Annotated in this window: 17 protein-coding genes; 9 read left to right on the forward strand and 8 right to left on the reverse strand. The window is 69.7% G+C overall.

What is annotated here, in order from left to right; genetic code table 11:
- Positions 1-6: 6 nt before the first annotated feature.
- Positions 7-312 carry a sensor histidine kinase gene (locus tag C4V41_RS60910; RefSeq protein ID WP_200824365.1) on the reverse strand — a complete coding sequence of 102 codons (306 nt, stop codon included), beginning with the start codon at positions 310-312 and terminating at the stop codon, positions 7-9.
- Between C4V41_RS60910 and C4V41_RS30630 the strand changes: the two genes are divergently transcribed.
- Complete coding sequence (locus tag C4V41_RS30630) at positions 283-636, forward strand: hypothetical protein (protein ID WP_235030464.1); 354 nt, start codon at positions 283-285, stop codon at positions 634-636. The genes C4V41_RS60910 and C4V41_RS30630 overlap by 30 nt on opposite strands.
- A 12-nt stretch (positions 637-648) precedes the next feature.
- On the opposite strand, the gene C4V41_RS30635 is transcribed toward C4V41_RS30630, so the two are convergent.
- The 4 genes from C4V41_RS30635 to C4V41_RS30650 form a co-directional block, all read right to left on the reverse strand.
- Positions 649-1254: an HD domain-containing protein gene (locus C4V41_RS30635; protein WP_103959435.1), complete on the reverse strand. Its 606-nt coding sequence runs from the start codon at positions 1252-1254 to the stop codon at positions 649-651.
- A 244-nt stretch (positions 1255-1498) separates the two neighbouring features.
- The gene (locus C4V41_RS30640; protein WP_103959436.1) at positions 1499-2161 is read right to left on the reverse strand and encodes a DUF4097 family beta strand repeat-containing protein; all 663 of its coding nucleotides are present in this window, start codon (positions 2159-2161) and stop codon (positions 1499-1501) included.
- Between the two features lie 172 nt (positions 2162-2333).
- Complete coding sequence (locus C4V41_RS30645) at positions 2334-3542, reverse strand: cytochrome P450 (protein ID WP_103959437.1); 1209 nt, start codon at positions 3540-3542, stop codon at positions 2334-2336.
- Positions 3543-3685: 143 nt separating this feature from the next.
- Positions 3686-4936 carry a serine hydrolase domain-containing protein gene (locus tag C4V41_RS30650; RefSeq protein ID WP_103959438.1) on the reverse strand — a complete coding sequence of 417 codons (1251 nt, stop codon included), beginning with the start codon at positions 4934-4936 and terminating at the stop codon, positions 3686-3688.
- A gap of 473 nt (positions 4937-5409) precedes the next feature.
- Between C4V41_RS30650 and C4V41_RS62075 the strand changes: the two genes are divergently transcribed.
- The 5 genes from C4V41_RS62075 (at position 5410) to C4V41_RS30670 (ending at position 16483) form a co-directional block, all read left to right on the forward strand.
- On the forward strand, positions 5410-5628 hold the full coding sequence (locus tag C4V41_RS62075; RefSeq protein WP_160150443.1) for a hypothetical protein: 219 nt from the start codon (positions 5410-5412) through the stop codon (positions 5626-5628).
- Positions 5625-6962, forward strand: coding sequence for a DUF692 domain-containing protein (locus C4V41_RS30655; protein ID WP_160150444.1), 1338 nt, complete (start codon positions 5625-5627; stop codon positions 6960-6962). Before C4V41_RS62075 ends, C4V41_RS30655 begins: the two co-directional genes overlap by 4 nt.
- Before the next feature lie 430 nt (positions 6963-7392).
- Entirely contained in the window at positions 7393-9417 is a 2025-nt protein-coding gene (locus C4V41_RS30660; RefSeq protein WP_103959440.1) for a GH39 family glycosyl hydrolase, read from the forward strand.
- Positions 9418-9749: 332 nt separating this feature from the next.
- Positions 9750-12332: an ATP-binding protein gene (locus C4V41_RS30665; RefSeq protein ID WP_160150445.1), complete on the forward strand. Its 2583-nt coding sequence runs from the start codon at positions 9750-9752 to the stop codon at positions 12330-12332.
- A 146-nt stretch (positions 12333-12478) separates the two neighbouring features.
- The gene (locus tag C4V41_RS30670; protein WP_103959442.1) at positions 12479-16483 is read left to right on the forward strand and encodes a LamG domain-containing protein; all 4005 of its coding nucleotides are present in this window, start codon (positions 12479-12481) and stop codon (positions 16481-16483) included.
- Positions 16484-16722: 239 nt separating this feature from the next.
- Here C4V41_RS30670 and C4V41_RS30675 read toward each other — a convergent pair whose 3' ends face one another.
- The 3 genes from C4V41_RS30675 to otnK are packed head-to-tail and all read right to left on the reverse strand — an operon-like array spanning position 16723 to position 19412.
- A complete protein-coding gene (locus tag C4V41_RS30675) occupies positions 16723-17517 on the reverse strand; it encodes a DeoR/GlpR family DNA-binding transcription regulator (protein WP_103959443.1) in 795 nt (264 codons plus the stop codon).
- A gap of 3 nt (positions 17518-17520) precedes the next feature.
- Complete coding sequence (locus C4V41_RS30680; protein ID WP_103959444.1) at positions 17521-18183, reverse strand: class II aldolase/adducin family protein; 663 nt, start codon at positions 18181-18183, stop codon at positions 17521-17523.
- On the reverse strand, positions 18180-19412 hold the full coding sequence (gene otnK, locus C4V41_RS30685; RefSeq protein WP_103959445.1) for a 3-oxo-tetronate kinase: 1233 nt from the start codon (positions 19410-19412) through the stop codon (positions 18180-18182). Before otnK ends, C4V41_RS30680 begins: the two co-directional genes overlap by 4 nt.
- Positions 19413-19571: 159 nt before the next feature.
- Between otnK and C4V41_RS30690 the strand changes: the two genes are divergently transcribed.
- The 3 genes from C4V41_RS30690 (at position 19572) to C4V41_RS30700 (ending at position 24242) form a co-directional block, all read left to right on the forward strand.
- Positions 19572-20951 (forward strand): homoserine dehydrogenase, encoded by a 1380-nt coding sequence (locus C4V41_RS30690; RefSeq protein WP_103959446.1) that lies wholly within the window; start codon positions 19572-19574, stop codon positions 20949-20951.
- A gap of 37 nt (positions 20952-20988) precedes the next feature.
- Positions 20989-22338, forward strand: coding sequence for an SLC13 family permease (locus tag C4V41_RS30695; protein WP_103959447.1), 1350 nt, complete (start codon positions 20989-20991; stop codon positions 22336-22338).
- Between the two features lie 236 nt (positions 22339-22574).
- Entirely contained in the window at positions 22575-24242 is a 1668-nt protein-coding gene (locus C4V41_RS30700; protein ID WP_200824329.1) for a carboxylesterase/lipase family protein, read from the forward strand.
- Positions 24243-24447: the final 205 nt, after the last annotated feature.

Here is a 24447-nt window from a genome sequence, read left to right on the forward strand (position 1 = left end):
CTCCGTTCAGATGCGCAGGGGGAGTTCGACGGTGATCAGCGTAGGTCCTCCGGCCGGGCTGTGGATGTCGATCATGCCGTCCAACGCCTGAACCCGGGCGGCCAGGCCGCGTAGTCCGGATCCGGTGCCGATCGCCGCGCCGCCGGTGCCGTCGTCGCGCACCCGCAGGGTCAGCAGGCCGTCTCGCGCCCGTACGTCGATGGCGGCATGCCCGGCGCCGCTGTGTTTGATCACGTTGGCGAGCAGTTCCGTCGTGCAGAAGTAGGCGATGGCCTCGGCTGGATGCTCTACCAGGGCGGCGTCGTCGGCCACACCGGTGTCTCCAAGGGGCAGAAGGCCTTCCTTCGCGTCGTGCCATCGGCGGGGGTGGCGGTGGCCGTGCTGACCAACAGCACGGGCGGTGCGCCCTTGGCCTACGAGATCTTCGCTACGGCGCTCAGAGACCTCGCCGGCGTCGAGACGGCACCCCTACCCGTGCCGCCCTCGAACCCGGCCGGGATCGACGCGGACCGCATGTCCGGGACCTACCGCTCCACCCTGTACGACATCACCCTGACCAGCGAGCACGACCGCGCGTACCTCACCTACCGCGCCCGCTTCCTGCACAACGGCGCCGCCGCCTACCGGATCGCCTGAGGGCCATGGTCGTCACTCGGGTTCGGACACATGGCGGAACTCGGTGCGCCACGCGTCGTACCAGTCGTGGAACCATGGGTGGCGCTCGGCGAAGGGAAGGATGGAGCGGACGGTCTCGTCGTAGTAGCCACGGCGTTTCTCGGGCCGCGGATGTGTGTCCAGCCGCTGGACGTTGCTCAGCCGATCGGCGAGTTTCACCAGGATCGCGTCGTACGGTGCGCCGCGCAGCCGATCCAGATAGGCGGTTCGCGCCTCTTCGCGGCTCCATCCCACGGGACGCGGCGGCTTGGTCACCCAGTCGACCAGAGTGGCCACGCGATCACCGAAGCGTTCGCGGATCTCGTCGAGCGTGCAGGCGGTGTCCTCGACCACGTCGTGCAGCACGGCGGCGCGCAGGACGTCGACATCCGTGACCTCGACGGCCTCGACGAGCACGCGCGTCGCTTCGAGCAGGTGCTCAAGGTACGGCTCACCGGCCGGCCGCGTCTGGTCGCCATGCCAGCGCGTCGCGAAGGCCGTGGCCTCGTCCAGCCCCGCCAGGTCCGCGTCCGGGAGACGATCCGTCCACTGCGCGCGCAGCGCGGGCCAGCCGTCCTTCGCCGTGAAAGTCCGTATCATCGGTCACCGAATCCTTCCTGGGGAGCCGGTTGGACGTACCGGATGTTCCCCGACCTATGCACAGCCGAGGATCATTGTGCCGTCCGCGTCGTGGCGTGGCCGTCACCACCTCGTCGTGCGACAGCGCGGAGATGAACGCCAGGGCCGCGGTGAGGTGCCGCTACCAGGTCGCTCAGCCAGTCGTGCGTCTCCACGCGGCCGGCCTCGGTGAGCTCGTAGACGTTCATCGGCCCGGCTTGCTCCTTCAGAGGCTGCGGGCGGTGATGTCGCCGTTGGCGGTGGTGGCGTGGATGTCGAGTTCGGTGGCGCCGTCGTTCTTGAGCGTGTTCGTGATGCGACCGAGGACGGTGCCCGCGTCCAGGGCGGCCGAGACTCCGCCGGCGGCGGCGATCGAGATGTCGCCGGAATCGGTGCGGAGCACGACCGTGCCGCCCTTGGCCTCGGCGATCCGGATGTCGCCCCGTGCGGTGCTGATCTCCGCGGGGCCGCCCAGCCGGCCGACCTCGACGTCGCCGTCGATCGCGGTGAGGCGGACGCTCGCAGCCTCCTCGATCGTGATCTGGCCGCACGCGCCGTCGAAGGCGACGTCGCCGAGGCGGCCGACGGCCCGGAGTCCGGCGGCGGCCGCCGTGGCCTCGATGCGGGAGCCGGCGGGCAGGTGGACCGTCACCTCGATGGATCCGGACGGGCCGAGGTACTGGTTCTTGGCGGGGGTCTCGATCCGCAGGACGCCGTCGGCGTACGCGATCGTGGTCTGCTCCGCCGCCTTGACGTCGCGGCTCTTCGAGGCGTTCGCGGGAAGGACCTCGATCGCGGTGTCGGCCCGGTCGGCGGCGATGAGCTCAACGCGTCCCGCGGGGATGTTCAGGACGGCGGAGATCGGGGCGGGGGTGTCGAACTTCTGCATCATGTACTCCTTGTGCTGCGTTGTTTTGATTGGGTGAGACCCGTCAGGCATGGTGTCCACCATCGCCGGCCGCGCTGATACGGGGCTGTCGCCGTCCTGAGACCGCCGCTGACATACGGGCCGCGGGCGCGATCGCCGCGGTGGCGGCGGGTGGTACGCCTTCGGCTCGCGGTCAGGCGTCCCAGGTGACCGGGAGGTTCTTGACCCCGTAGATGTCGGCCGTCTCCGGGCGCAGGGCGACCTCTTCGGCCGGTACGGCCAGGCGTAGCGTGGGGAAGCGGTTGAGCAGCGCGGGGAGCGCGACCCGCATCTCGACGCGGGCGAGTTGCTGGCCGAGGCACTGGTGGATGCCGTGACCGAAGGCCAGATGACCGCCGTCCTGGCGGCGCAGGTCGAGCACGTGCGGGTCGGTGAAACGCCGGGGGTCGCGGTTGGCGGTGTTGCTGGACAGGAGGACCGTCGTACCGGCCTTGATGGTCTGACCGCCCAGCTCGACGTCCTCCAGCGCCACCCGCTGGGACGTCTTGGCGACGGTCAGATACCGCAGCAACTCTTCCACGGCTCGCTCGGTGAGCGTGGGTTCGGCGCGCAGTGCGGCCAGTTGGGCCGGGTTGCGCAGCAGCGCGAAGGTGCCCAGGGCCAGCATGTTGGTGGTGGTGTCGAGACCGGCGGCCAGCAGGATCAGGGCGACGCCTTTGAGCTCCTCGTCGGTCAGGTCGCTGTCGGTCAGGTCGCTGAGCACGTCGTCGGTGGGGTTGGCGCGCTTGGCGGCCACCAGCTCCGCGAGGTAGGTCTGGACTGCGGTGTAGGCCGCGATCAGGTCCTCGTCGCTGGTCTCTCCGCTCATGAACGTGTCGATGTTCTCCTGGAAGGAGCCCCGGTCCGCATAGGGCACGCCGAGCAGCTCACAGATCATGACGGCCGGGATGGGTTTGGCGAACGCGGTCATCAGGTCCGCCCCTGGCCCGGCCTTCTCCATCGCGTCGAGGTGTTCGGCGGTGACCTGCTCGACCCGCTCGGTGAGCAGCCGCATGCGCCGGACCGTGAACCTGCCCACCAGGGGCTTGCGGTAGCGGCTGTGCTGCGGGTCGTCCATCAGCAGGAACTCGCCGGGCGCCGCCGGGGGAACCTCGATGTCGCCGTAGTCGATGGTCGGGTGGTGGCGCATGAGCTCCTTGCGGGAGCTGAAGCGCGGGTCGGCCAGCACCGCCCGGACCAGGTCGTATCCGGTGACCAGCCAGCCCTGGTGGCCGTCGGCGAAGGGGAGTCGGCTGATCGGGCCGTGCTCGCGAGCCTCGATCAGCTCCTTGGGCGGGTCGAAGGGGCAGCCGGGCTGACGCGCGGCCGGCATCGTGGCGACGGTGTGGACGGATTCACTCATGACCGTTCCTCGGTGTTTGGTCTGGCTCGAAAGCCGCGTTGCGTTCAGGACGGCACCCCCATCGAATGCGCCATACATGCCGGCGGCCTGGCGCTGGGTCCGCCTTCAAGATGTGTGAGCCCAGGAGGCCCGGCCCCATCTGGTCAGTCGGCCGGCCCGGCCTGCCCGCCGCAGAGCGCCGCCCTGACCAGCCCGTCCAGCAGCTTCGGATACATGGTCATGTCGAATGCGGCATCGCCGGCGGTCAGCGAGGCGGTCAGGGTCTTGCCGCCGTCGGGCGTGCTGTACATCAGCGCCGCGTACCCTCCGGGAGGGTTGCCGTTGTGGTTGAGCACGGTGCCGCAGGCCGGGCCCAGATCCTGCGCGAACATCCCGAGGCCGTAGCGGCCGTAGAGGGGGTCGCTCTTCGGGTGCGGCTTGCGCATCTCGGCCAGCAGCTTGCCCGGAAGGAGCTTGCCGCCGTTCAGCGCGGAGAAGAACGTGTGGAGATCCTGGGTGGTCGAGATCATGTCACCGGCGCCGGCCACCAGGGAGAGGTTCTGGCGGGAGACGTCGGTCACCTTCCACTGGCCGGCGTCCTGGTAGCGGAAGTAGCCGTGGGCGTACGGGGCGGGCAGCCGCGTCCGGTCGCCCGGCACCATGGTGTCCCGCAGCTTGAGCGGCCCCGCGATCCGCCGCTTCAACTCCGCGTCGAACGAATGGCCGGTGACCTTCTCGACCAGCAGTCTGGCCAGCGTGTAGTTGGTGTTGGAGTAGCTCCAGTCCTTCCCCGGCGCGAACTTCGCCGGCTTGGACAACGCGAACCGCACCAGTTCCTCAGGCCGGTAGGAGTGGAACCGGTTGTCCAGCCACTCCTTGCCCGTCGCGGGGAGCCCCGGCACCCATGCTCCCTTGGAGTCGAGGTCGCCGGTATAGTTGAACAGTCCGCTGGTGTGCTGCAGCAGCATCCGCACCGTGATCCGCCGGTCCAGCCCGAACTCGGGCAGATAGCCGGCCACCGGGGCGTCCAGCCCGATCTCGCCCGCGGCCACCAGTTGCAGCACCACGGTCGCGTGGAAGGTCTTGGTGACGCTGCCCACCCAGAAGTGCCCGTTCGCGGGCGGCTTCGCCTTCGCGCCCAGCTTGCGCTTCCCGGCGCTGCCGGCCCACTCGCCTCGCTCATCGTGCACCCGCACCTGCACCCCGAGGAAACCGGCATCGACGAACGCCTGGATCGCCTTCTGCAGCTCCGGGCGTTCCGGCCCGGTGGCGGCCTTCGACACGGCCACACGACCGTCCGCGACGGCGCCAGCCGTGGCCACCGCGGGTGTGGCCGCCCCGGCCAGCAGCGCGGCCGCCAGCGCCGTGGCCGCCGCGCCCCGGACGGTCCGCGGCCTCCGGGCCCTGTTGCTCATGACGATATGGAGAGAGCGCCCCACAGCCGTTCCTCACTTCGCGATAGTACGTGTCTCGTTCAGGTTGAAAGCTACGTTGCATTCATATCTGCGTCAATCTGAAAATGTCCATTTCCGCTGGTTGATAGCGATAAATTGGTGCAATGACGCTGTGCCCGAATGCAAGGTTTGTTGCAATGAATGACGGCTAAGGCAACACTGACGGGCGTGCCACGACGACGATCGACCCCTCAGGACCGCGAGCGCATCGCGTCCGGACTCGCCGGCAAGCTCGCGAATGGGCAACAGGGCGGCGAACTGGTCGCGGGCGGCCGCCGCGTCCCCGGCCGTTCCTGCCGTGCTGCGAACATCGCCTCGTTTGCGCCCGCATGTGGCCGGACCGCGTACCTAGGGATTTCCCTGAGCAACACCCTGGCGCGCGCTCCCGCCCCCGCCGTCTTCAATGGTCGATGAAGAACAGAAGGGAAGGGAACATGGTGGCGGACAACGGATTCGAGCAGGGTGGCGGCCGGGTGGTGCAGGTCACCATCCCCGCGGAGGTCGCCTTCGACCTGGACAAGTTCCAGGCCGTGCAGAAGGACATACTCGGCCGCCTCGGCTGCCGGGGCTGCTGCTCGGGATGGGACATCCGGTACGAGCTCCAGCGCAGGTTCCTCGTCAACGACAAGCTCGAGATCCGCGAGCCCGGATGAGCGATCTCCAGGACCTGCGGGGGCTGCCGGAGCTCGGGGTCGGGCTCGTCTACTGGCCCGAGCACGATGGGCTGCTCGACCTGGTGGACGTGGTCGAGGTGGAGCCGCAGGTGTTCTGGTTCCCGGCACGGGCGACGGGCGCGCCGTACCGGCTGGACGTGCGCGCGTTCGAACGGCTCGCGCGGATCCCAAAACCCAAGCTGGTGCACGGAGTGGGGCATCCGGTGGGCGGCACGGTGGCGGACGAGCGTCACCTGCGGCCCTTCGCCGAGTCCATCGCCCTGCTCCAGGCGCCGTGGGCCAGCGAGCACCTCAGCTTCAACCGGGCCGGCTCCGATGACCTGGGCTTCCTGCTGCCGCCCGTACAGAGCGAGGAGGGCATCGCCCTCGCCGTCGCCAACATTCGCAAGATGCGCGAGCGCCTGCCGGTGCCGTTCGCCTTCGAGACCGGCGTCAGCTATCTGCGGCCCGTGCCGGGCGAGCTGCCCGACGGGACGTTCTTCGCCGCGGTCGCCCGGGGCGCCGGCTGCGGGATCCTGCTCGACCTGCACAACCTCTGGGCGAACGAGCGCAACGGCCGCCAGCGGGTCCTCGACGTGGTGTCCGAACTGCCCCTGGAACGGGTGATCGAGGTGCATCTGGCCGGCGGTCAGGAGTACGCCGGTTACTGGGTGGACGCCCATTCAGGGCCCATCGCGCCGGAGGTCATGGAGTACGCCCGTCAGGTGATCCCCCGGCTGCCGAACCTCAAGGCCGTCATCTACGAGGTGATGCCGGACAGCGCCCCGGCAGCGGAGGAGACCCGCGATCAGCTGCGTGAACTGCGCGAGCTGTGGGAGTCGCGCGGCAGCGCCGCCCCTCTGCCGCCGGCCCCGGCGGACTGGGAGCGGGCCCTCGCCACGGCGCTCCAGAGCCGGGAGGCCGTCGCGGACCCCGGGATCGCGGTGCTGCGTGAGCTCATCGCCTCCGTACGCGCCGGGAAGGTCGCCGACACGCTGCCGCTCACGACGCGGCTCCTCCTGCTGACGCTCGGCGGCGCGGCCGTGGACGAGCTGTTCGCCGGTTTCTGGAACGCCGCCCCTTCGGAGCCGATGGCCACCGACGAGGCCCGGCGGTTCGCCGCCCACGTCGCTGACCTGCCGCTGGAGGTGCCCTATTTGCGGGAGGTCATGGCGTTCGAGCTGGCCGCGCAGCGGGCTGTGCTCACCGGGCGGGCGCAGGCGGTGTCGTTCGGCGTCGATCCCGGCCCGGTGCTCGCGTCCCTCCGTGAGGGACGCCTTCCGGCCGCGCAACCTCCGGGAATGTACGAGGTCGCGGTGAGCCCTCCGGCTTGACGGCTTGACGGCCTGTCGCCGTCGCGTCGAAGCCGCCTTGCCCTCGCCTGAGCGCCCTCGGCGGAAAGACCGCGTCCGTCATGGACGTCGGCCACCTCGAACTCCTCGGTCCGCGACGCGGCCACCATCATACCCCCATTCCCCCCTGCGGATTTTGTGCTAATCAAGGCCGATGGAGTGCTAACCACTGCGGCAAGCCGCCGCTTAGTGTTCTATCGCCGATAGCCCTCGCGATTTCTTCGCGAAATGGCTCTGATTTCCCGCCCGTCGGTCCTAGGTCATTGATCTGGCACTGATTGCTGATTACTGCCATGTCCGCGGAGGATCCATGCCGTTAAAAAGGCGCCAGACGGAGATCGTCACAGCGAGCGGCAGACGTTCGGCCCGCGATTCCATCCCCATTGCGATTTTCCTAGAGGAGTGACACATCATGCCGGCCATCCGACGGTTAGGCACCGCGCTCGCCACGATAGGACTGACCTTGACCATGGGTGTCGTCTCGCCGGGCAATGGCGCCGCCCATGGCGCCACGGCGGTCAACACGGTCTCCTTGGAAGCCACCTACGGTGACCACGACGACAAGCCCTTCGACAAGGACCGCCTCCTCAAGGTCTCGCAGGGCGGCTATCTCACGCTCGAAAATCTGCACCTTCTGCGGGATCACGTAGCGGAGTTCGCTGAGCTGGGAATTCGCGAGATACGCGTGGACCACGTGTTCGACGACGAATTCTACGGCGTGGTGAAAAGCGACGGCACCTATGACTTCAGCAAGCTCGACGACACGCTGCAGCCGTTCCTGAACCACGGCATCAAGCCGTGGATCAGCCTGAGCTACATGCCCCGCGCCCTTCGCAAGTTCCCGGCGGAGCTCTTCAGCCCGCCCAAGGACAACGCGGCGTGGGGGCGCGCGGTCAAGGCGATGGTCGCGCACTATGCGGGCAAGGGCTACACCGGCTGGAACTGGGAGGTGTGGAACGAACCCGATCTGTTCTGGGGCAAGGAAGCCACGAGGGCCGACTACCTCGCGATGTACGCGGCCACCGCCAAGGCCGTCAAGGAGGCGGACGGCTCCGCGCAAGTGGGCGGCCCCGCCGTCACGCACGCCGGCTCCGCGCTGCTCACGGAATGGCTGAACTTCATCGATGCCGACCCGGGCGTGCCGTGGGATTTCGTCTCCTGGCACGACTACGGACACCCGAACTGGACCTCCGTCGCGACCGTACGCGACGCACTGCTCAGCCGGGACCTGCCGGTCAAGAAGCTGTACGTCACCGAATGGCACGCCGACCACAAGATGGGCGTGGGCGGCGGCACCTGGCCCGACACCCACCAAAGCGCCTCGTACGCCGCCCACCGCATATACGAGTCCCTCAGCCGGCCGGAACTCAGCGGGGCGTTCTTCTTCACCGGGATCGAAGGCTGGAACCCGAGCCGGAACTTCAACGGCGACCTCGGCATGATCACCGCTGACGGGCGCAGGAAAGCGGTCGGCAACGTCTTCGCGATGATGAAATCCATGGGCGCCACCAGGCTGAAAACCACGATGACCAGCTCCGCGGGGAACGCCGCGCACGGCCTGGTCACCACGAACCCGGAGAACAAGAAGGTCAGCATCCTGCTGTGGAACAATGTCGACGACAAATACGCGACCTTCACGTTGCTGCTGAAAAACCTGCCGTACGCCGAGACGAACATGGCCGTCACGAAGTACGACGTCAACGGCATCGCAGGCAATTCCTGGTACGACGAGACCGTCGGCCTCTCCCACCACCGCCCGAGCCCGAACGAACGCCTGCGTCCGGCCTCGCAGGTGGTGAAGGAACCGACGCGGGAACTGTCCACGACCCAGAGCCTCGGCCCCAACGCCGTGATCCTGATCGAGCTGAGCCCGACCGAGGAAAGCGTCGGCGCCAAACCCGTGCCGCCGGTCGCCACGACCGTGAACCTGGCCCGCGGCAAGACGGTGTCATGGAGCTCGCAGTACACCGAGGCCGTGCGGGGCTGGCTCCCGGCCGCGGTCGTCGACGGACGGCGCTACAGCTACGCCGCCGTCAACGACGGCAACCCCACCATGGGCTGGACCTCGCGGGAGCACACGGCCGCATCGGTCCCCGGAGGCGAATACCTCCAGGTGGACCTGGGCTCCTCCCAATCGTTCGACACGGTGACGTTGTGGCCCAGGAGTGACCAGGCCGCCGACGGACGGGCCTTCCCCGCCGACTTCGTCATCTCCGGATCCGCCGACGGAGTCACGTGGGACCCGCTGGTCACGAAGACCGGCCACGGCGCAGGCGCCCCGGTCAGCGGTCCGCAGCATTTCGCCGTCGGGGCCGGCGTCTACCGCTACGTACGCGTAACGGCGACCCACCTGGGTCTGCCCCTCAAGGAGTGGGACCGGGACGTCTACCGATTCCAACTGGCCGAGCTTGAGGTGACGAAGCAGATCATGTCCTGAAGGTGACGGGCTGATTCAACGTGCTCACCGACTGCCCACACCGGGAGAAACCGTGCTGACTAGAGGAAACACACCGGGCAAGCGCGATCGTCATGGTGCCCTGGCTGCCGTACAAGGAGCATGGTGACCTGGCCACCGCCCGCCGCGCGTTCCCCCGGCCGGCCGGCACGACGGCCGGTCGGGGGAACGCGCAGACCGCGCCGCCGAGCCGCGCGCCGGCTGCCCGGCATTCAAGCCATATGACTGAGTTCTCTGCCTGACGCAGGCAAGTGACCGCGGGAGATTCGTTTATGTCGTCCCAAGGGCGCGACGGTGCTGAGTCCGGTCAGCCCATGCGGGAAAAGACCATGGGAGAGTTGGTGCGCACGTGGCGGAAGCGGGCGATGCTCACCCAGGAACAATTGGGGGTCAGAACCGGGCTCAACACTCGTACCATCCGGCGGATCGAGTTGGACGAGCGGCACTCGCGAGGTTCGACGATTCGGCGGCTGGCGGAGGAGCTGGGCCTGAACGACGCGGAGCGATCGCTCCTGATGAGGGTCGCCGGACAGGTCGCACCACCGGCCGCGCTCTCACAGCCGGTCGGGACGATCCCGCAGCAGCTACCCGCCGACGTGGCGGCGTTCGTCGCCCGGGCACGGGAGCTGGCCATGTTCGACGACCTGGCCGGCGAAGTGGGCGCGGTGGTGGTCTGCGCCGTCGACGGCATGGCGGGAGTCGGCAAAACGGCGCTCGCCGTGCACGCGGCCCACCGATTGGCCCCGCACTTTCCCGACGGAAATCTGTTCGTCGACCTGTACGGCCACACCCAAGGCATGGCCGCGGCGGATCCGTCCGATACGCTCGCCCGCCTGCTGGGCGCGCTCGGCGTTCCCGGCGAGGCGATTCCCCAGCATGTCAACGATCGGGCTGCGCTCTATCGCAGCCTGCTGGCCGGCCGGAAGATGTTGATCGTTCTGGACAATGCCGCGGACGAGGCGCAGGTGCGGCCGTTGTTACCGGGGTTCGGCGGTTGTCTGGTGTTGATCACCAGCCGGCGGCGGCTGGTCGGCTTGGACGAGGCCCGCACGATCCCGGTGGACGTCCTGCCGCTCGAGGACGCGGTTTCGCTCTTCGCCGGTACGGCGGGGCCGGAGCGCGTCGCGGATGTGCCGGACGAGGTGCTGGCCGAGGTGGTGCGGCGGTGCGGCATGCTGCCACTGGCGATCCGGCTGGCCGCGGCCCGGCTGAAGGCGCATCCGGCCTGGAGCGTCGAGCATCTCCTGCGGCGGCTGGAAGGGCACCGATACGGGCTCGGCGAGCTGTACGCGGGCCGGCGCAGCGTCGCCGCCGCGCTGGATCTGTCCTATCGCGAGCTCGGGGTGGCCGAGCGGCGCGCGTACCGGCTGCTCGGGTTGCATGCCGGGGCCGACTTTCCTCCGGAGGCCGCCGCCGCGCTGTTGTCCACCACCACGAAGCAGGCCTCGTTGACGCTGGATCGGCTGATGGAGGTGAACCTGCTCCAGGAGCCGGCGATCGGCCGGTACCGCTTCCATGATCTGATCCGCGCCCACGCCAAAGAGGCCGCCGCGGAGGAGTCCGAGAGCGTGAGGCGCGGCGCCTTGGCGCGGCTGCTGGATCACTACGGTGAGACCGTCGCGGCCATGGTGGACCACCTGTATCCCTATGAGGCCGACGTACGGCCGCGTCTTTCGCCCGGCGCGACCTCCGGGGCGTCGACACCTGCGGCGCAGGACGCCGGCGGGTGGTTGGACGCCGAGCTGTCCAACCTGCTCGCTCTCGCCCGATCCGCCGCCGAGCATGGCTTCTCCGGCCACGTCCGGCATCTGTCGGCCACGTTGCACCGCTGCCTGCGTACCCGTGGCCGATACACCGAGGCCGAAGGTCTCCACCTGAGGGCTCTGGCCGCGGCCCGCTCCGGTGAAGACCGAGCGGGTGAGATGGAGGCGCTCTTGAGCCTGGGCGAGATACGCCAGGCGCAATGCCGGTACGAGGCCGCTCTCAAGGACGGCAAGGGCGCCCTGGACATCGCCCGCGCCACGGGCCACAGGTCAGGTGAACTGCGGGCGCTGAACGGCATCGGCATGATCTGCGGTTTCCAGGGAGATTACGCGAAGGCCGCCGGCTATTTCTCGCGGGCGCTGGGCATCGCCCGCTCGATCGGGCACCATACCGGCGAGCTCGATGCGCTGATCGCCTCCGGGAATGTTCATCGAATCACGGGACGGTACGAAGAAAGCGCGAACAACTTGACGGCGGCTCTCGACCTCGCCTATTCGATCGGCCACCGTACGGGCGAATTGCGGGCGCTGCTCGGCCTGGGATTCATTCATCTCGGACGGGGCGAGCATCGGCCGGCCACCGGATACTTCACCCGGGCCCTGGAGCTGGCTCGCGGCACCGGACATCGGCTCGGCGAACTCGACAGCCTCAACGGCCTCGGCCATGTGCACCGAATCCGGGGACGCTACCAGGCGGCCTACGACTGCTACCGGCAGGCGCTCGATCGAGCGCGCGAGATCGGCAACCGCAACTGGCAGTTCGAGGCGCTGCACAGCATCGGCCGGCTGCGGCACGACCGAGGCCAGGCGGATGAGGCGCTCGACTGCCACTGCCAGGCGCTTCTCCTGGCCTCGGACCTCGACCAGCCGACGGATCAGGCGCGCGCCCATGACGGCCTCGCCCAGGCCTACGCCTCACTCGGCCGGCGGGACGAGGCCGATCTGCACTGGAGCCGGGCTCTGAGCATCTTGATCTCGCTGGATGTCGATCGGACCGAGGAACGAGGCGTCGACGTCGAAACCATGCGTGCTCATATCGCCGCCCTGGGCCGATCGACGACCAGACAAACAGAAATGCCCCACGAAGTGTCCGCCTCTGGCCCTGGCTCACCGGTTTCCCACCGCCGACACTGATCCTGGCCAATGGCATTGATTCTCTTATTCTATTGGGAGGCACGGTGTTACGACGCCCGGGTGCTTTACTATCGGCATTGACGATAATATTCGCCGCGCTGTCACCACCGGCGGTGGCGTCTCCTGCTTCCGTCAGTGACGATCCCGTGGGCTCGGTGCCTTGGGCGGCCGGCGAGGCGAAGCGGACCGGCAAGCGGGTCGTGGTGACGTCGGAGCAGTCCGAGGTGCGCGACGTCTACGCCAACCCGGATGGATCGTTCACGGCAGAGCTGCGGATCACTCCGGTACGCGTGCGGCGCGCGTCGGGGTGGGTGCCCGTGGACACGACATTGCGGCAGCGTGCCGATGGAGGCGTGGAGCCGGGGGCGACCACGGTTCCCGTCACCTTCTCCGGAGGCGGAGACCAGCCACTGGTGCGGTTCGGGCCGGACGAGCGGCGGATCGAGCTGCGCTGGCCCGCGCCGCTGCCCAAGCCGGTGCTGACCGGGGACACCGCGACCTATCCCGAGGTTCTGCCGGGGGTCGACCTGCGGATGAGGGCGACGGCGCAGGGCTTCGGCAAAGTGCTGGTGGTCAAGGACAGGACCGCCGCGGCGAACCCGAAGCTGGCCGCACTGACCTTCGGGCTGGCCACCAAGGGCGTGAAGGTGCGTGGTGAAGGCCACGGAGACATCGCCGTCTACGACGGCAAGGACGACCTCGCCTTCGGTTCCGGCGCGCCGATGGCGTGGGATTCGACGCCGGCGAACGCCAGGCGGGCGGTGGGCAGCCTGGAAGTCGAGCGCGACACGCTGGTCCTGCGGCCGGACAGGAAACTGCTGGCCGATCCGGCGACGAAATTCCCGGTGTACATCGATCCCGACTTCGAGGCGGGCCGGACGGGCATGGCGATGGTGCTGTCCGGCCATCACGACCAGGAGTATTGGGGCGGCGACGACGAGAAGGTGGCGAAGGTCGGCTTCTGCGGCTGGGACTTCTGCAACGGCATCGGCATCGCGCGCACCTACTTCCAGTACGACGCCGCTTTCCTGGCCGGCAAGCGCGTCCTGGAGGCGGAGTTCAACATCTTCGAGCACTACGCGCCGTCATGCACGAAGAGGGACGTGGCGGCGTACGGGACGGATCCGGTCAGCGCGGCGACCAACTGGGACAACCAGCCGTACAAGGAGGCCGGCGGGACCCAGGTGCCGCTGGGCACCCAGAACGTCGCCTGGGGCTACAGCGCTTCCTGCCCGGGTGCCTGGGTGGGGTTCAACGCGAAGGCGGCGGTCGAGAAGGGGCTGGCCTCGCACAACGGCGCCACCGCGATCATGTTGAAGGCCGGGGACGAGAGGGACGCTTTCGGCTGGAAGAAGTTCCGGTGGCAGCGGAACGCGGGAGAGACGGCCCCGGTCGAGCCGAGCCTGGTCGTCACCTACAACACGCCGCCGAGCGCGCCGTCCGCGCAGAAGGCCGAGGGCAAGACCTGCGCGCTGGAGCCGAACGAACCGCGGGTCAGCCCGTACATCGACAACGATCCCGGCCAAGGGTTGCGCGGCCCGCAGTTGTCGGCGACGCTGTCCGATCTCGACGGCGGCCAGTTGTCGGCGGAATTCGAGTGGTACGCGCGCGGCGGAGCCCGGCTCGGCGGAGTCGTGGTGGGGCCCAAGAGTTCCGGCGCCACCTTCGCCGCGGACGTGCCGTCCGCGCACGCCGCGGATGGGACCAAGCTGGCGTTCCGGGTGCGCGGCACTGACGGGGTCGATGCCGGTCCATGGGGTCCGTGGTGTGATGTGACGGTCGACCGTACGGGCCCGGACAAGGCGCCGGCGGTCAGTTCGGTGACGTACCCCGAGTGCACGCTGGACTCCGGCTCCTGCTCGGGAGGCGGCGCGGTGGGGTTCACCGGAGGTTTCACCTTCGGCGCCAACGGCGTCAGCGACGTCGGTGGATACGAGTATTACCTGTACGGCCACGAGGTCTTCCACGCCGCCGCCCCGTCCGGCAGCGTGAACGTGCTGGTCACGCCGCCCGATGACGGGCCGATGGACCTGTACGTCCGCAGTGTGGACCGCGCGGGGAACGCGGGGCCGCAGTACCGCTACCACTTCTGGGTCGGCAGGGGCACTCCCCCGCGGGGGCACTGGAAGCTGGAAGGCTACACCGAGACCAAGGCGGCCGACGATTCCCCGAACGGCCGCCACGCGACCCTGGAGGCGTCGGCGCGCTGGCAGGTCGGCCGGTACGGCGACGCGCTGTGGTTGAACGGCGGCACCGGCTACGCGAGCGCCTCGGGCGGGGCCACCGTGCACACGGACAAGTCGTTCGCCGTCTCCGCGTGGGTGAAACCCGACCGGCTCGACACCGCCTTCCGCACGGCGGTCAGCCAGGACGGCTCTCAGACCAGCGGTTTCCTCCTGCAGTACAACCCATCCAGCAAGAAGTGGAACTTCTCCATCCCGGCATCCGACAACGCCGCCGCCGAGCGTCGCGTCGCCGAATCGGCCGCACCCGCGGTCGTGGGCCGCTGGACGCACCTGGTGGGCGTGTACGACGCCGGAGCCCGGCAGATCAGGATCTACGTCGACGGCGTGGCCGGCACGCCCGCCGACCACACCACCCCGTGGGACGCCACCGGATCGGTGCAACTGGGCCGGGCCCGGGCGGCCGAGTACTGGGCGGGCTCGCTGGACGAGGTGCGCGTCCACGACCGGATCCTGGGCTCTCAGGAGATCCACGACCTGGCCACCGCTCCGGCGATCGAGGAGGTGTTCCTGCCGCTCGACGAGGGCACGGGCACGACGGCGCAGGATGTGTCGGGCAACTACCGTCCCGGCTCCCTCGGCGGCGCCGCCTCCTGGACCACCGGTAAGGCGGGGGCCGGAGCGGTGCGGTTCAACGGGGGCGTCTCCACCCTCCAGGTCACCGGCCCCGCGGTCCGCACCGACGCGAGCTTCACCGTCACCGCCTGGGCCAAGCTGGACACGGCCGACGGCCAATCGCGGACGGTGCTCAGCCAGGACGGCACCCAGGCCAGCGGCTTCCAGCTGCGCTATCGCGGCGACACCCGCAGGTGGTCGTTCGGGCTGGCGCAGTCCAACACCGGTGACGGCGAGATGATCAGCGTCGACTCCAGTGACGTGGCGCAGGAGGGGCAGTGGACGCACCTGGCCGGCGTGTACGACGCGGCGGACGGACGGATCCGGCTGTACGTCGACGCCGAGTTGAAGAGCCAGGTGCCGGTCACCGCCACGTGGAACGCCGCCGGCGCGTTCCAGGTCGGCCGGGGCAAGGCCGCCGGGGCGGTGGCGACACCGTTCGCCGGGGTGATCGACGACGTGCACACCTGGACCGGGGTGCGCACGCGCGACCAGATCAAGGACGAGCACGACAGCATGCCGCTCACCCGGCGGTCCAACCCGTACGCGGGCCAGCTCGGCCGGTTCTACAACCTCGCCGGTCACCACGTCGTGACGACCGGGCACGTGCCTCCGGGCTCGCACTTCGAGTTCTCCCTCGGCCTGCCGGCCCCGCAGGACGCGCCGAACACCCAGGCCGTCTACTCCTGCCGCAACGGGGCGCGGGACTACTTCCTGGCCCTCGACTGCGGCACGCACACCAACCTCGGCGGCATCGGACGGCTCTACATCACGCCGCCCGCGGGCGTGCCGGCACTTCGGGTGTATCGGTGCCTGATCCCCAACGTGGGCCATTTCGCCTCGACGGATCCCCAGTGCGAGGGCCAGACCAGCGAGAACTACCCGCTCGGCTACACCCTGGCGTACACCAACCTGATCAGGCATCTGCAGAGCGGCTACCCGTACGACCACGCGGGCGCCACCAGCGTGATCGAGGCCAACTACCGCGCCGAGCGCAACCAGGGCGCCCTGGCGATGACCCAGCTACCCGGCACCACCGCGCTGATGAGCTGCCGCGACGGCGCCGACGCCTTCACCTCCATCGATGCCGGATGCGAGGGCAAGACGGTGCTGCGCCGGCTCGGCTACCTGTGGACCAGCTCGCCTCAGGAGGTTCCGGGAGTGCCGGGCGCGGCCGGCGCGGAGCTGTTCCGCTGCCGGACGAGCTGGGGTGATCTGTTCGACTCGCGCGACCGCGACTGTGAAGGCCAGGAGCTCGATCGCTCCCTCGGCTTCGTCGCCACCGGCCTGTGACCCGGGAAGGGACTGAACATCCATGCGCCGTAACCGCTGGCGGCTGTGCCCCCGGCGGCGCGGCCCGACCCCGAGGCGGCGCCCGCCCGCCGACCGGCCGCGAAGACGGACTGGCCGCGGGCGGGCGCCGCCGAGGTCCAGGACGGGCTCGCGGACCAGGCGCGGGGTGGCCGCCGCAGTCTTGATCGACGTCTGCTCTTGACCTGCTCCAGAACGTTACGACAGACGACGGATCCCGATCAGGTCGTGCCGTCGGTGCTCACGCGGAGGAGCTGAGGGCCCGCTGCGGTGATCTCCGCGGCCGCCTCGTCGTCGAGCCTGTCGTCCGTGATGATCTTGTTGATCTCGTCCAGCCGCAGCGCCCGGTAGCGCGCGAACCGGCCGAACTTCGCGCTGCCCGCGACGAGGACCGACGTGGTGGCGGCGGCGAGTGCGGCACGTTTGACATCGACCTTCGCCTCGACGGGCGTGGTGACGCCGTGCCGCACATCCCAGGAGCTCGAGGAGAGGAAGGCCAGGTCGAGTGAGAGCTCACGCAGTGCGAGGGTGGCGAGCCTGCCGGAGGTGGAACGGTTCGCGGTCTCGACCCGTCCGCCGACGCAGATGAGGTCCACGCCTGGGTGGTCGATGAAGTCGGTCACGGTCGCCAGGTCGTTGCTGACCACCGTCAGGTCGCGCGCCTCCTCGAGGAAGGGGCGGATGGCTTGGATCGTGGTGCCGGCATCGAGGTAGACGGTCATCGAGTCGGCGATCATCGCGGCCGCGGCGCGTGCCATCGCGGCTTTGCCGGCCTGGTCGGTGACCGCCTTCTCGGTGCGGTCGGGCTCGCGCAGCAGCCGGGTGACGATCTTGGCTCCGCCCGGGGTGGCCTCGACGCTGCCCTGCTTTTCGAGGGCGATGATGTCCCGGCGGATGGTCATGTGGCTGACGCTGAGGAGCTCGGTGAGCTGGCGGTAGCTCAGCACGTGCGCGTGCTGCAGATGACGCAGGATTTCCTGCCGGCGCTGCTCGGGAATGAGTGGCGGCCTCGCCATGGACTACCTCCTCGCCGGGCTTAGTGTAGTGCGCTCGCCCCACGGGCTGGACCAGCGCCGGGCAAGCTCGGCCACCGCGTCGGCATCGAGCTCCCGCCGCGGCATTCCGCTGGTCAGCAGCGTGATCCGGCAGGCTTCCTCGAGTTCGGCGGCGCGGTCCACGGCCTCGTTCAGATCCGTGCCGGCCAGCACCGACCCGTGGTTGGCCAGCAGCGCGCCACGCAGCTCCCAGGGGCAGGTGCGCAGGTCCTCGCCGAGAGCGGGATCACCGGGCCGGCGGTAGGGCAGCAGCGGTGTCTGACCGACGCGCATCACGAAGTACGGGGTGAGCGGGGGGACCGCGCTGTGCTCCGACCACGGTTCCAGGCAGGCGACGGCCACCGCCGAGGGCGAATGGACGTGGACCACCGCCTGATGCCGGGGATCGCGCCGGTAGAAGGCGACGTGCAGCGGCCACTCCTTCGACGGTTTCGCGCCGTCGAGGTGGCGCCCGTCGAGGTCGAGCACCGCGATGTTCTCCGGCCGCATCCGGCCCAGCGGCGCGCCGGTCCCGCTGATCATGATCCGGTCACCGGCGCGGACGCTGAGGTTGCCGCTGCTGCCGGGGCTGAGGCCCTCCTCGACCACGCGGACACCGGCGGCGAGCAGGTCGTCGAGCGTGCTCACGCGAGCCGGTCCCAGGCCGAGGTGAACAGGTGGTCGGGCCCGAAGTTGCCGCTCTTGAGCGCCAGTGCGACGGTCTCTCCGCCGGCGGTGTCGGCAGAGCTCCAGCAGACACCGGTGGCGATTTCCGGCCCTATGCGCAGCAGGCCGATGCCCAGCGCGCGGACGATCGCGCCGCTGGTCTCGCCTCCGGCGATCAGCAGGCGGGTGATGCCCGCCTGGCCGACCAGCCGCCGCGCGGCGCGGGCGAGCACGTGCTCGACAGCGGGCGCGACCGGCCGGCCGTCGACCTCGTGGACGAGGTCGGCCTGCTCGCCCGCGGCGTACACGACGGGTGCGGTGCCGGCCGGCTGGGCTTGGACCCATTGGGTGATCGCGTCGATCTCCTTTTCCGGGTCGCGTACGGCCGTCGCCGGGTCGATCCGGCGTACCGGCTGGGTGCGGGCGGCAGCGGCGATCTGCCGCCGCGTGGTCGCCGACGCGCTGCCGCACAGCACCACCCGGCTGGCGCCCTGGCCAGGTGACCAGGTATCCGCCGTGGTGCCGGGACTCGGCAGGCCGCAGGCCAGGCCGGAGCCGCCGCTCACGAGCGTGCTGCCGGCGACCGCGGCACCGAGGACGCGCAGGTCCTCGTCATCGATCGTGTCGACGACGACGTAGCGGGCGGGTGCGGCCGCGATGGCGGCCCGGACCGCCTGCGGGCCCTGCCGCACCGTCTCGTGGTGAATCTCCGCGACGGCGTACCGTGTCTGCGGGCGGAGCAGATCGGCGACCCGGGAGCGGGTCATCGGCGTGAGCGGATGGTGCCGCATCGAGGAATGCTCGAGGAGGTCGCCACCGACGAAGAGGTGACCGTGATAGACCGTGCGGCCGTTGGCGGGCAGCGCGGGCGCGACGACCACCCGCTCGGCGCCCAACTCCTCCGACACCATGTCCAGCACCGGACCGATGTTGCCCTCGTCGGTGGAGTCGAAGGTGGAGCAGTACTTCACATAGATCTGCTCGGCACCCCAGCTCCGCAGCCTGTCCAGTGCGCCGCGTGAGGAGGCGACCGCGTCGCCGGCGGGCGCGGTCCGGGTCTTCAGAGCGATGACCAGCGCGTCGAGACCGGTGCGCGCCGATGCGCCCGGGTCGTGCTCCTCGATGGCGACGGCCACCCGATAACCGTTGCGGCGCAACATGATCGCGAGATCCGTCGCACCCGTGAAGTCGTCGGCGATGGCACCCAGCACTGTCGCACCTCGTTCTTCCTCATCGGACCTGCGTATGGTCACATTTCACCGCATGTGAATATTTGATGCAAATTTGTAAAATTCTAGATCCTGTGTAACAGTGGCGCCCTGCGCCGCCCCTGGTCGCCTGGGCTGCGCTTTTGCCAGATTGGAGCTACGGTGATCCATTCCCATGCCGTGCGGGATCACGTTCCCGTCAGAGTCGCGCTGACCGGCGCAGGCGGTGGATACGGCCGCACGCTGCTCGCGCAGCTCCAGCACACGCCCGAGCTGATCCCGGCGGTGCTCATCGATCCCGACGTGGACGGCGTGCGCCGCATGCTGGCCGAGCTCGGGCACGACGCGATCAGCCTCGTGGCGCCGGCCACCGGCGAGGAGTTCCGCGACGCCGTCGCCTCCGGCCGCACAGTCCTGCTCGCCGACGCCGCCCCGCTCGGCTGGGATGGCGTCGACGTCCTGGTCGAGGCGACCGGCCACGTGAGTTCCGGCACCGCCTACGCCGAGGACGCGCTGGCACACGGAGTGCACGTCGTCATGGTCAGCAAGGAGGTCGACACCGTCGCCGGTGTCGCCCTCGCGGCGAAGGCGGAGGCGGCCGGCGTTCGTTACCTGCCGGGCGACGGCGACCAGCCGGCCAACCTCCTGCGCCTCGTCGACTGGATCTCGGCCACCGGCCTGGAGATCGTCGCCATCGGCAAGTCGGGTGAATACGACCTCGTCTTCGACCCCGGCACGGGAACCGTGACACAGGCCGGGGTGACGATCGACGCACCCGCCCTGGCCGAGGTGCTCGATCTGGGCGACGAGCCGCTGGCCGCGCTGAGCCGCCGCGCCGATCTCGTCGCCGGGCTCAAACGCAGGGCGGCCGCCGACCTGTGCGAGATGACCGTGGTGGCGATGCGGACGGGTGCCGTGCCGGACGAGGAAAGCCTGCACTACCCGGTGGCCCGCGTCGCCGAACTCGCCGACATCTACGCCAAGCGTCAGGACGGCGGCCTCGTGAGCCGCGACGGCGTCATCGACGTGTTCTCCGCGCTGCGCCTGCCGGGCGAGGCGAGCTTCGCCGGCGGCGTGTTCGCGGTGGTACGCACCGGCGATCCGGTGACCTGGGAAATGCTGCGGGGCAAGGGGCACGTCGTCAGCCGCGACGGCCGCTACGCCTGCCTCTACTGGCCCTACCACGCGATGGGCGTCGAAACCCCGCTCACCATCCACGCCGCCGTCACCGGCGCGGGCACCGCGCCGCGCCCCCGGCCGACGGTGCTGCTCGCGGCCAGGGCCGCCACGGCACTCGCGCCCGGCACGCCGTTCCGGGTCGCCGGTCATCATCACGAGATCGACGGCGTCGCCCCGGTCATGGTGGCTCCCGACGCCGGCCTCGCGCCCTACTACCTGCTCGGCGACGCGCGGTTGCGCCGCCGGGTCGAGGCGGGCGAGCTCGTACGCCTCGACGACCTCGAAAACGTCGCTCCGGTACCGCTTGCCGCCTACCTCACCGCCGGACGCCCAGCCCCTCAGCCGAAGGGAACCGACCAATGACGACGCTGCCCCCGCGTTCACCCCGAGGGGACGAACAATGAGCGCCGAGATCATCGCGCTGATCGTCTTCGCGGGCGTTTTCGCCGTCTCCGCGATCCGCAACGTGCACATGGGGGCATTGGCGCTGGTCGCCGCCTTCGTCGTCGGCATCGGGTTCGTCGGCGAGGGACTCGACGAGATTCTCGCGGCGTTCCCGGTGGACACGCTGCTCATCCTGCTCGGCATCACCTACCTGTTCGGCATGGCCAGGGAGACCGGCACGATCGACTGGCTCGTCGACCGTTCGGTGCGCCTGGTCGGCCCGCGGGTCTCCTTGCTGCCCTGGGCGATGTGGCTCATCGGCACGGGGGTCGCCTGCCTCGGCACCTCTCACGCGGCGTTCGCCGTCGTACCGATCGCGATGTCACTGGCCACGACGCACCGGATCAGCCCCACGCTCATGGGCATCGCCATGAGCTCCGCGATCGTCGGCGGCGCGCTGGCTCCGACGAGCATCAACGGCATCACGGTCGCCACCATCGCCGAGGACACGGGCCTGCCGTACAACGCGGGGCTCATGTTCGTCCTGTCGGTCGGGGTGAACGCCCTGGTCGTCCTGGCCGCCTTCCTGATGTTCGGCGGCCCCGAACTGATCCGCCGTTCGCGGCAGGACACCGCGAGCGGTGACCCTGGTTCTGCGACCGGCACCCTGAGCTCTTCGACCGGCACCCTGAGTTCCGGGACCGGCACCATGGCGATGACCGACACCACGACGGCACAGCCGATCACTCGCATCCAGGTGACCGTGCTGTGCACGCTGTTCGTCCTGGTCGCCGGGTTCTTCACGCTCACCGTGCTCGACGTCGACGTCAATCTCGGTGTCGTCGCACTCACCCTCGCGGTGATCCTCTCCCTCCTGGTGCCGGACGTGGGGCGCCGCGCGATGTCGAAGGTCGACTGGGGGACGATCCTGCTGCTCGGCGGCATCATGACCTACGTGGGCGTCCTGACCAGGCTGGGCGCCATCGACCAACTCGGCGAACTGGCCAGGTCGGTCAACATCCCCCTGATCGCGGCCATCGTCATCTGTGTCATCGCCGGCCTGGTATCGGCGTTCGCCTCGACGATCGGCATCCTCGGCGCGCTCATCCCCCTGGCCGTACCGCTCCTCATGCCCGGGGGCGGGCTGGAGATGACCGGGTTCATCTACGCGCTCGCCATTTCGGCGTCTCTTGTGGACTGCGCGCCGTTCTCCACCACGGGTGCGACGATCGTCGCCTCCGCGGCCGAGCAGGAGCGACCGCTGCTGTCGAAACGCCTCACCGCATGGGGATTCGCCATGGTCCTGATCGGGCCCGCGGCCACGATCATCACCATGGTGCTGCCGCCTCTGCTGCTCGCCGGCTGACGGTCTCACCTGCACATCTTTGATCAGCGAAGATCATCTCTTGAGCGGGCGCTCAGACTTTTCGTGGAGAGAACTCGTCACCGCGGCGCCGATCACGGTGTGTCAGCGACGGTAGGGCCACCGCGTCCGAGACGGTAAGGCCGGCCGGATGGTGGTTCGGGGTGTCGCCGGGGGTGTTTCGCCGGGTCGGTGCCGCGAGAGTGGACCGGGTCTTTCTTCGTCTCAAAGGAGGAGCAGTGGGTCGACTACGCGCAGGGCCGGGACGGGTGACACTCGGGCGAGCCACCCGGGGGACGGCGGCGGTCGTCGCCGGGCTCGGCCTGACATCCGGTCTCGGCACCGGGTGGGCGGCGGCCGCGGACGGACTGGGTGACGGGCGTGACAGCGCCGTGGTCACGATCGACAGTGGGCAGGTGCGCGGTGCCGTCGCCGGGGATCACCGGTCGTTCCAGGGGATCCCGTTCGCCGCCCCGCCGATGGGCGACCTGCGGTGGGCCTCGCCGCGGCCGGCCGCGCCGTGGGCGGGGCAGCGGGATGCCTCGAAGCCGGGTCCCTCGTGCGCGCAGACCGCCGGCATTCTGGGAGAGAAGGAGAGCCGGACCGAGGACTGCCTGTACCTGAGCGTGACGACACCACGCCCGGCGAAGGGCCAGCCGCTTCCCGTGCTCGTCTGGCTGCACGGCGGCGGCTTCCGGAACGGCTCCGGCGCCATGTACGGCGCGAGCCGGCTCGCCGCCCAAGGCGATGTCATGGTGGTCACCGTGAACTACCGGCTCGGCATCTTCGGCTACCTGGCTCATCCCGCCCTGGACGGCGGGGCCGCCACGAACCTGTCGGGCAACTTCGGCATCGAGGATCAGCAGGCGGCGCTGCGCTGGGTACAGCGGAACGCCGCCGCCTTCGGCGGTGATCCCCGCAACGTCACCGTGGCCGGCGAGTCGGCCGGAGGTGCGAGCGCGTGCGCGCACCTGATCTCGCCGCGATCGGCCGGGCTGTTCCACCGGGCGATCATCCAGAGCGCGCCGTGCCTGATGACGCGCTGGCCGGCCGGGTGGAGCTGGTTACCCCGGCCGATCGCGCAGGCGTACCAGCACGGTACGGCCACGGCCGGGCGGCTCGGCTGTAAGGAGGCGGACACTGTGGCGGCGTGCCTGCGGGCGAAGACGACGGCGGAGCTGCTGGCCCACAGCCAGAACGAGTTCGCGCCGGTGATCGGCGGCCCGCTGCTGCCGCGCGACCCGGCGGATGCCTTTGCCGGAGGACGGTTCAACCGGGTGCCGGTGATGCACGGCATCACGCGCGACGAGCATGTCAGCTTCAGCCAGGAGGTGGCGGGCGCGCCACCGCTCACCGACGAGGGGTACGTCAGGGAGATCAACGCCTTCTACGGAGACAAGGCGGCCGAGGTGCTGGCCCGCTACCCGCTGGAGAAGTACGGCGAGGCCGGTACGAGCCGCGCGGGTGCCGCCATGAAGTCCGTCATGACCGACCACCTCTGGGCGAGTCCGGCGACGCGGACGAACCACCTGCTCGCTGGTCATGTGCCGACCTATGCCTACGAGTTCGCGGACCGGCGGGCCCCGTGGGTGAGCAGCACTCCCGTCGTGCCGAGCTTCCCCACCGGCGCGTTCCACGCCTCCGAGCTGCAGTATCTCTTCGAAGCCGACTACTTCGCCGGCCGGACGTTGTCAGCGGCCCAGTCGCGGCTGTCCGACGCGATGATCGGCTACTGGAGCCGGTTCGCGCGCAACGGCGATCCCAACGGGCGCGGGACGCCTTTCTGGCCGGCCGTTCGGGCCGGACGGGACGACGTCCAGTCGCTCGCCCCGGGAGCGTCCGGCATCCGTGCCGTGGACTTGTGCCGGGAGCATCAGTGCCACTTCTGGCAGCGCCTCCTCGGATAGCTCAGAGCAGGCGAGCCCGCTCGGTTCAGGGCTTGATGCTGATGGTGAAGCGTTCGTACGCGAGCAGGGCCGGCTTTCAGACCGCTAGGATGAGCGACCGTCCATCCGGGCACTCAACCCGGCTGGGCCAGGCGCACGGCTGGGCCGGCCGTGCGTAGCGCCGACGGGCCCCATCTCTGGCCGGTAGGGGAAACGATCATTACCC

The organism is Nonomuraea solani (genome assembly GCF_900108335.1).
GTDB lineage: Bacteria > Actinomycetota > Actinomycetes > Streptosporangiales > Streptosporangiaceae > Nonomuraea > Nonomuraea solani.

Excerpts from the sequence above, each read along its gene's own strand:
- C4V41_RS30630 (WP_235030464.1), top strand. The coding sequence starts at position 283 with ATGCTCTACCAGGGCGGCGTCGTCGGCCACACCGGTGTCTCCAAGGGG.
- C4V41_RS30635 (WP_103959435.1), bottom strand. The coding sequence starts at position 1,254 with ATGATACGGACTTTCACGGCGAAGGACGGCTGGCCCGCGCTGCGCGCG.
- C4V41_RS30640 (WP_103959436.1), bottom strand. The coding sequence starts at position 2,161 with ATGCAGAAGTTCGACACCCCCGCCCCGATCTCCGCCGTCCTGAACATC.
- C4V41_RS30645 (WP_103959437.1), bottom strand. The coding sequence starts at position 3,542 with ATGAGTGAATCCGTCCACACCGTCGCCACGATGCCGGCCGCGCGTCAG.
- C4V41_RS30650 (WP_103959438.1), bottom strand. The coding sequence starts at position 4,936 with ATGAGCAACAGGGCCCGGAGGCCGCGGACCGTCCGGGGCGCGGCGGCC.
- C4V41_RS62075 (WP_160150443.1), top strand. The coding sequence starts at position 5,410 with ATGGTGGCGGACAACGGATTCGAGCAGGGTGGCGGCCGGGTGGTGCAG.
- C4V41_RS30655 (WP_160150444.1), top strand. The coding sequence starts at position 5,625 with ATGAGCGATCTCCAGGACCTGCGGGGGCTGCCGGAGCTCGGGGTCGGG.
- C4V41_RS30660 (WP_103959440.1), top strand. The coding sequence starts at position 7,393 with ATGCCGGCCATCCGACGGTTAGGCACCGCGCTCGCCACGATAGGACTG.
- C4V41_RS30665 (WP_160150445.1), top strand. The coding sequence starts at position 9,750 with ATGCGGGAAAAGACCATGGGAGAGTTGGTGCGCACGTGGCGGAAGCGG.
- C4V41_RS30675 (WP_103959443.1), bottom strand. The coding sequence starts at position 17,517 with ATGGCGAGGCCGCCACTCATTCCCGAGCAGCGCCGGCAGGAAATCCTG.
- C4V41_RS30695 (WP_103959447.1), top strand. The coding sequence starts at position 20,989 with ATGAGCGCCGAGATCATCGCGCTGATCGTCTTCGCGGGCGTTTTCGCC.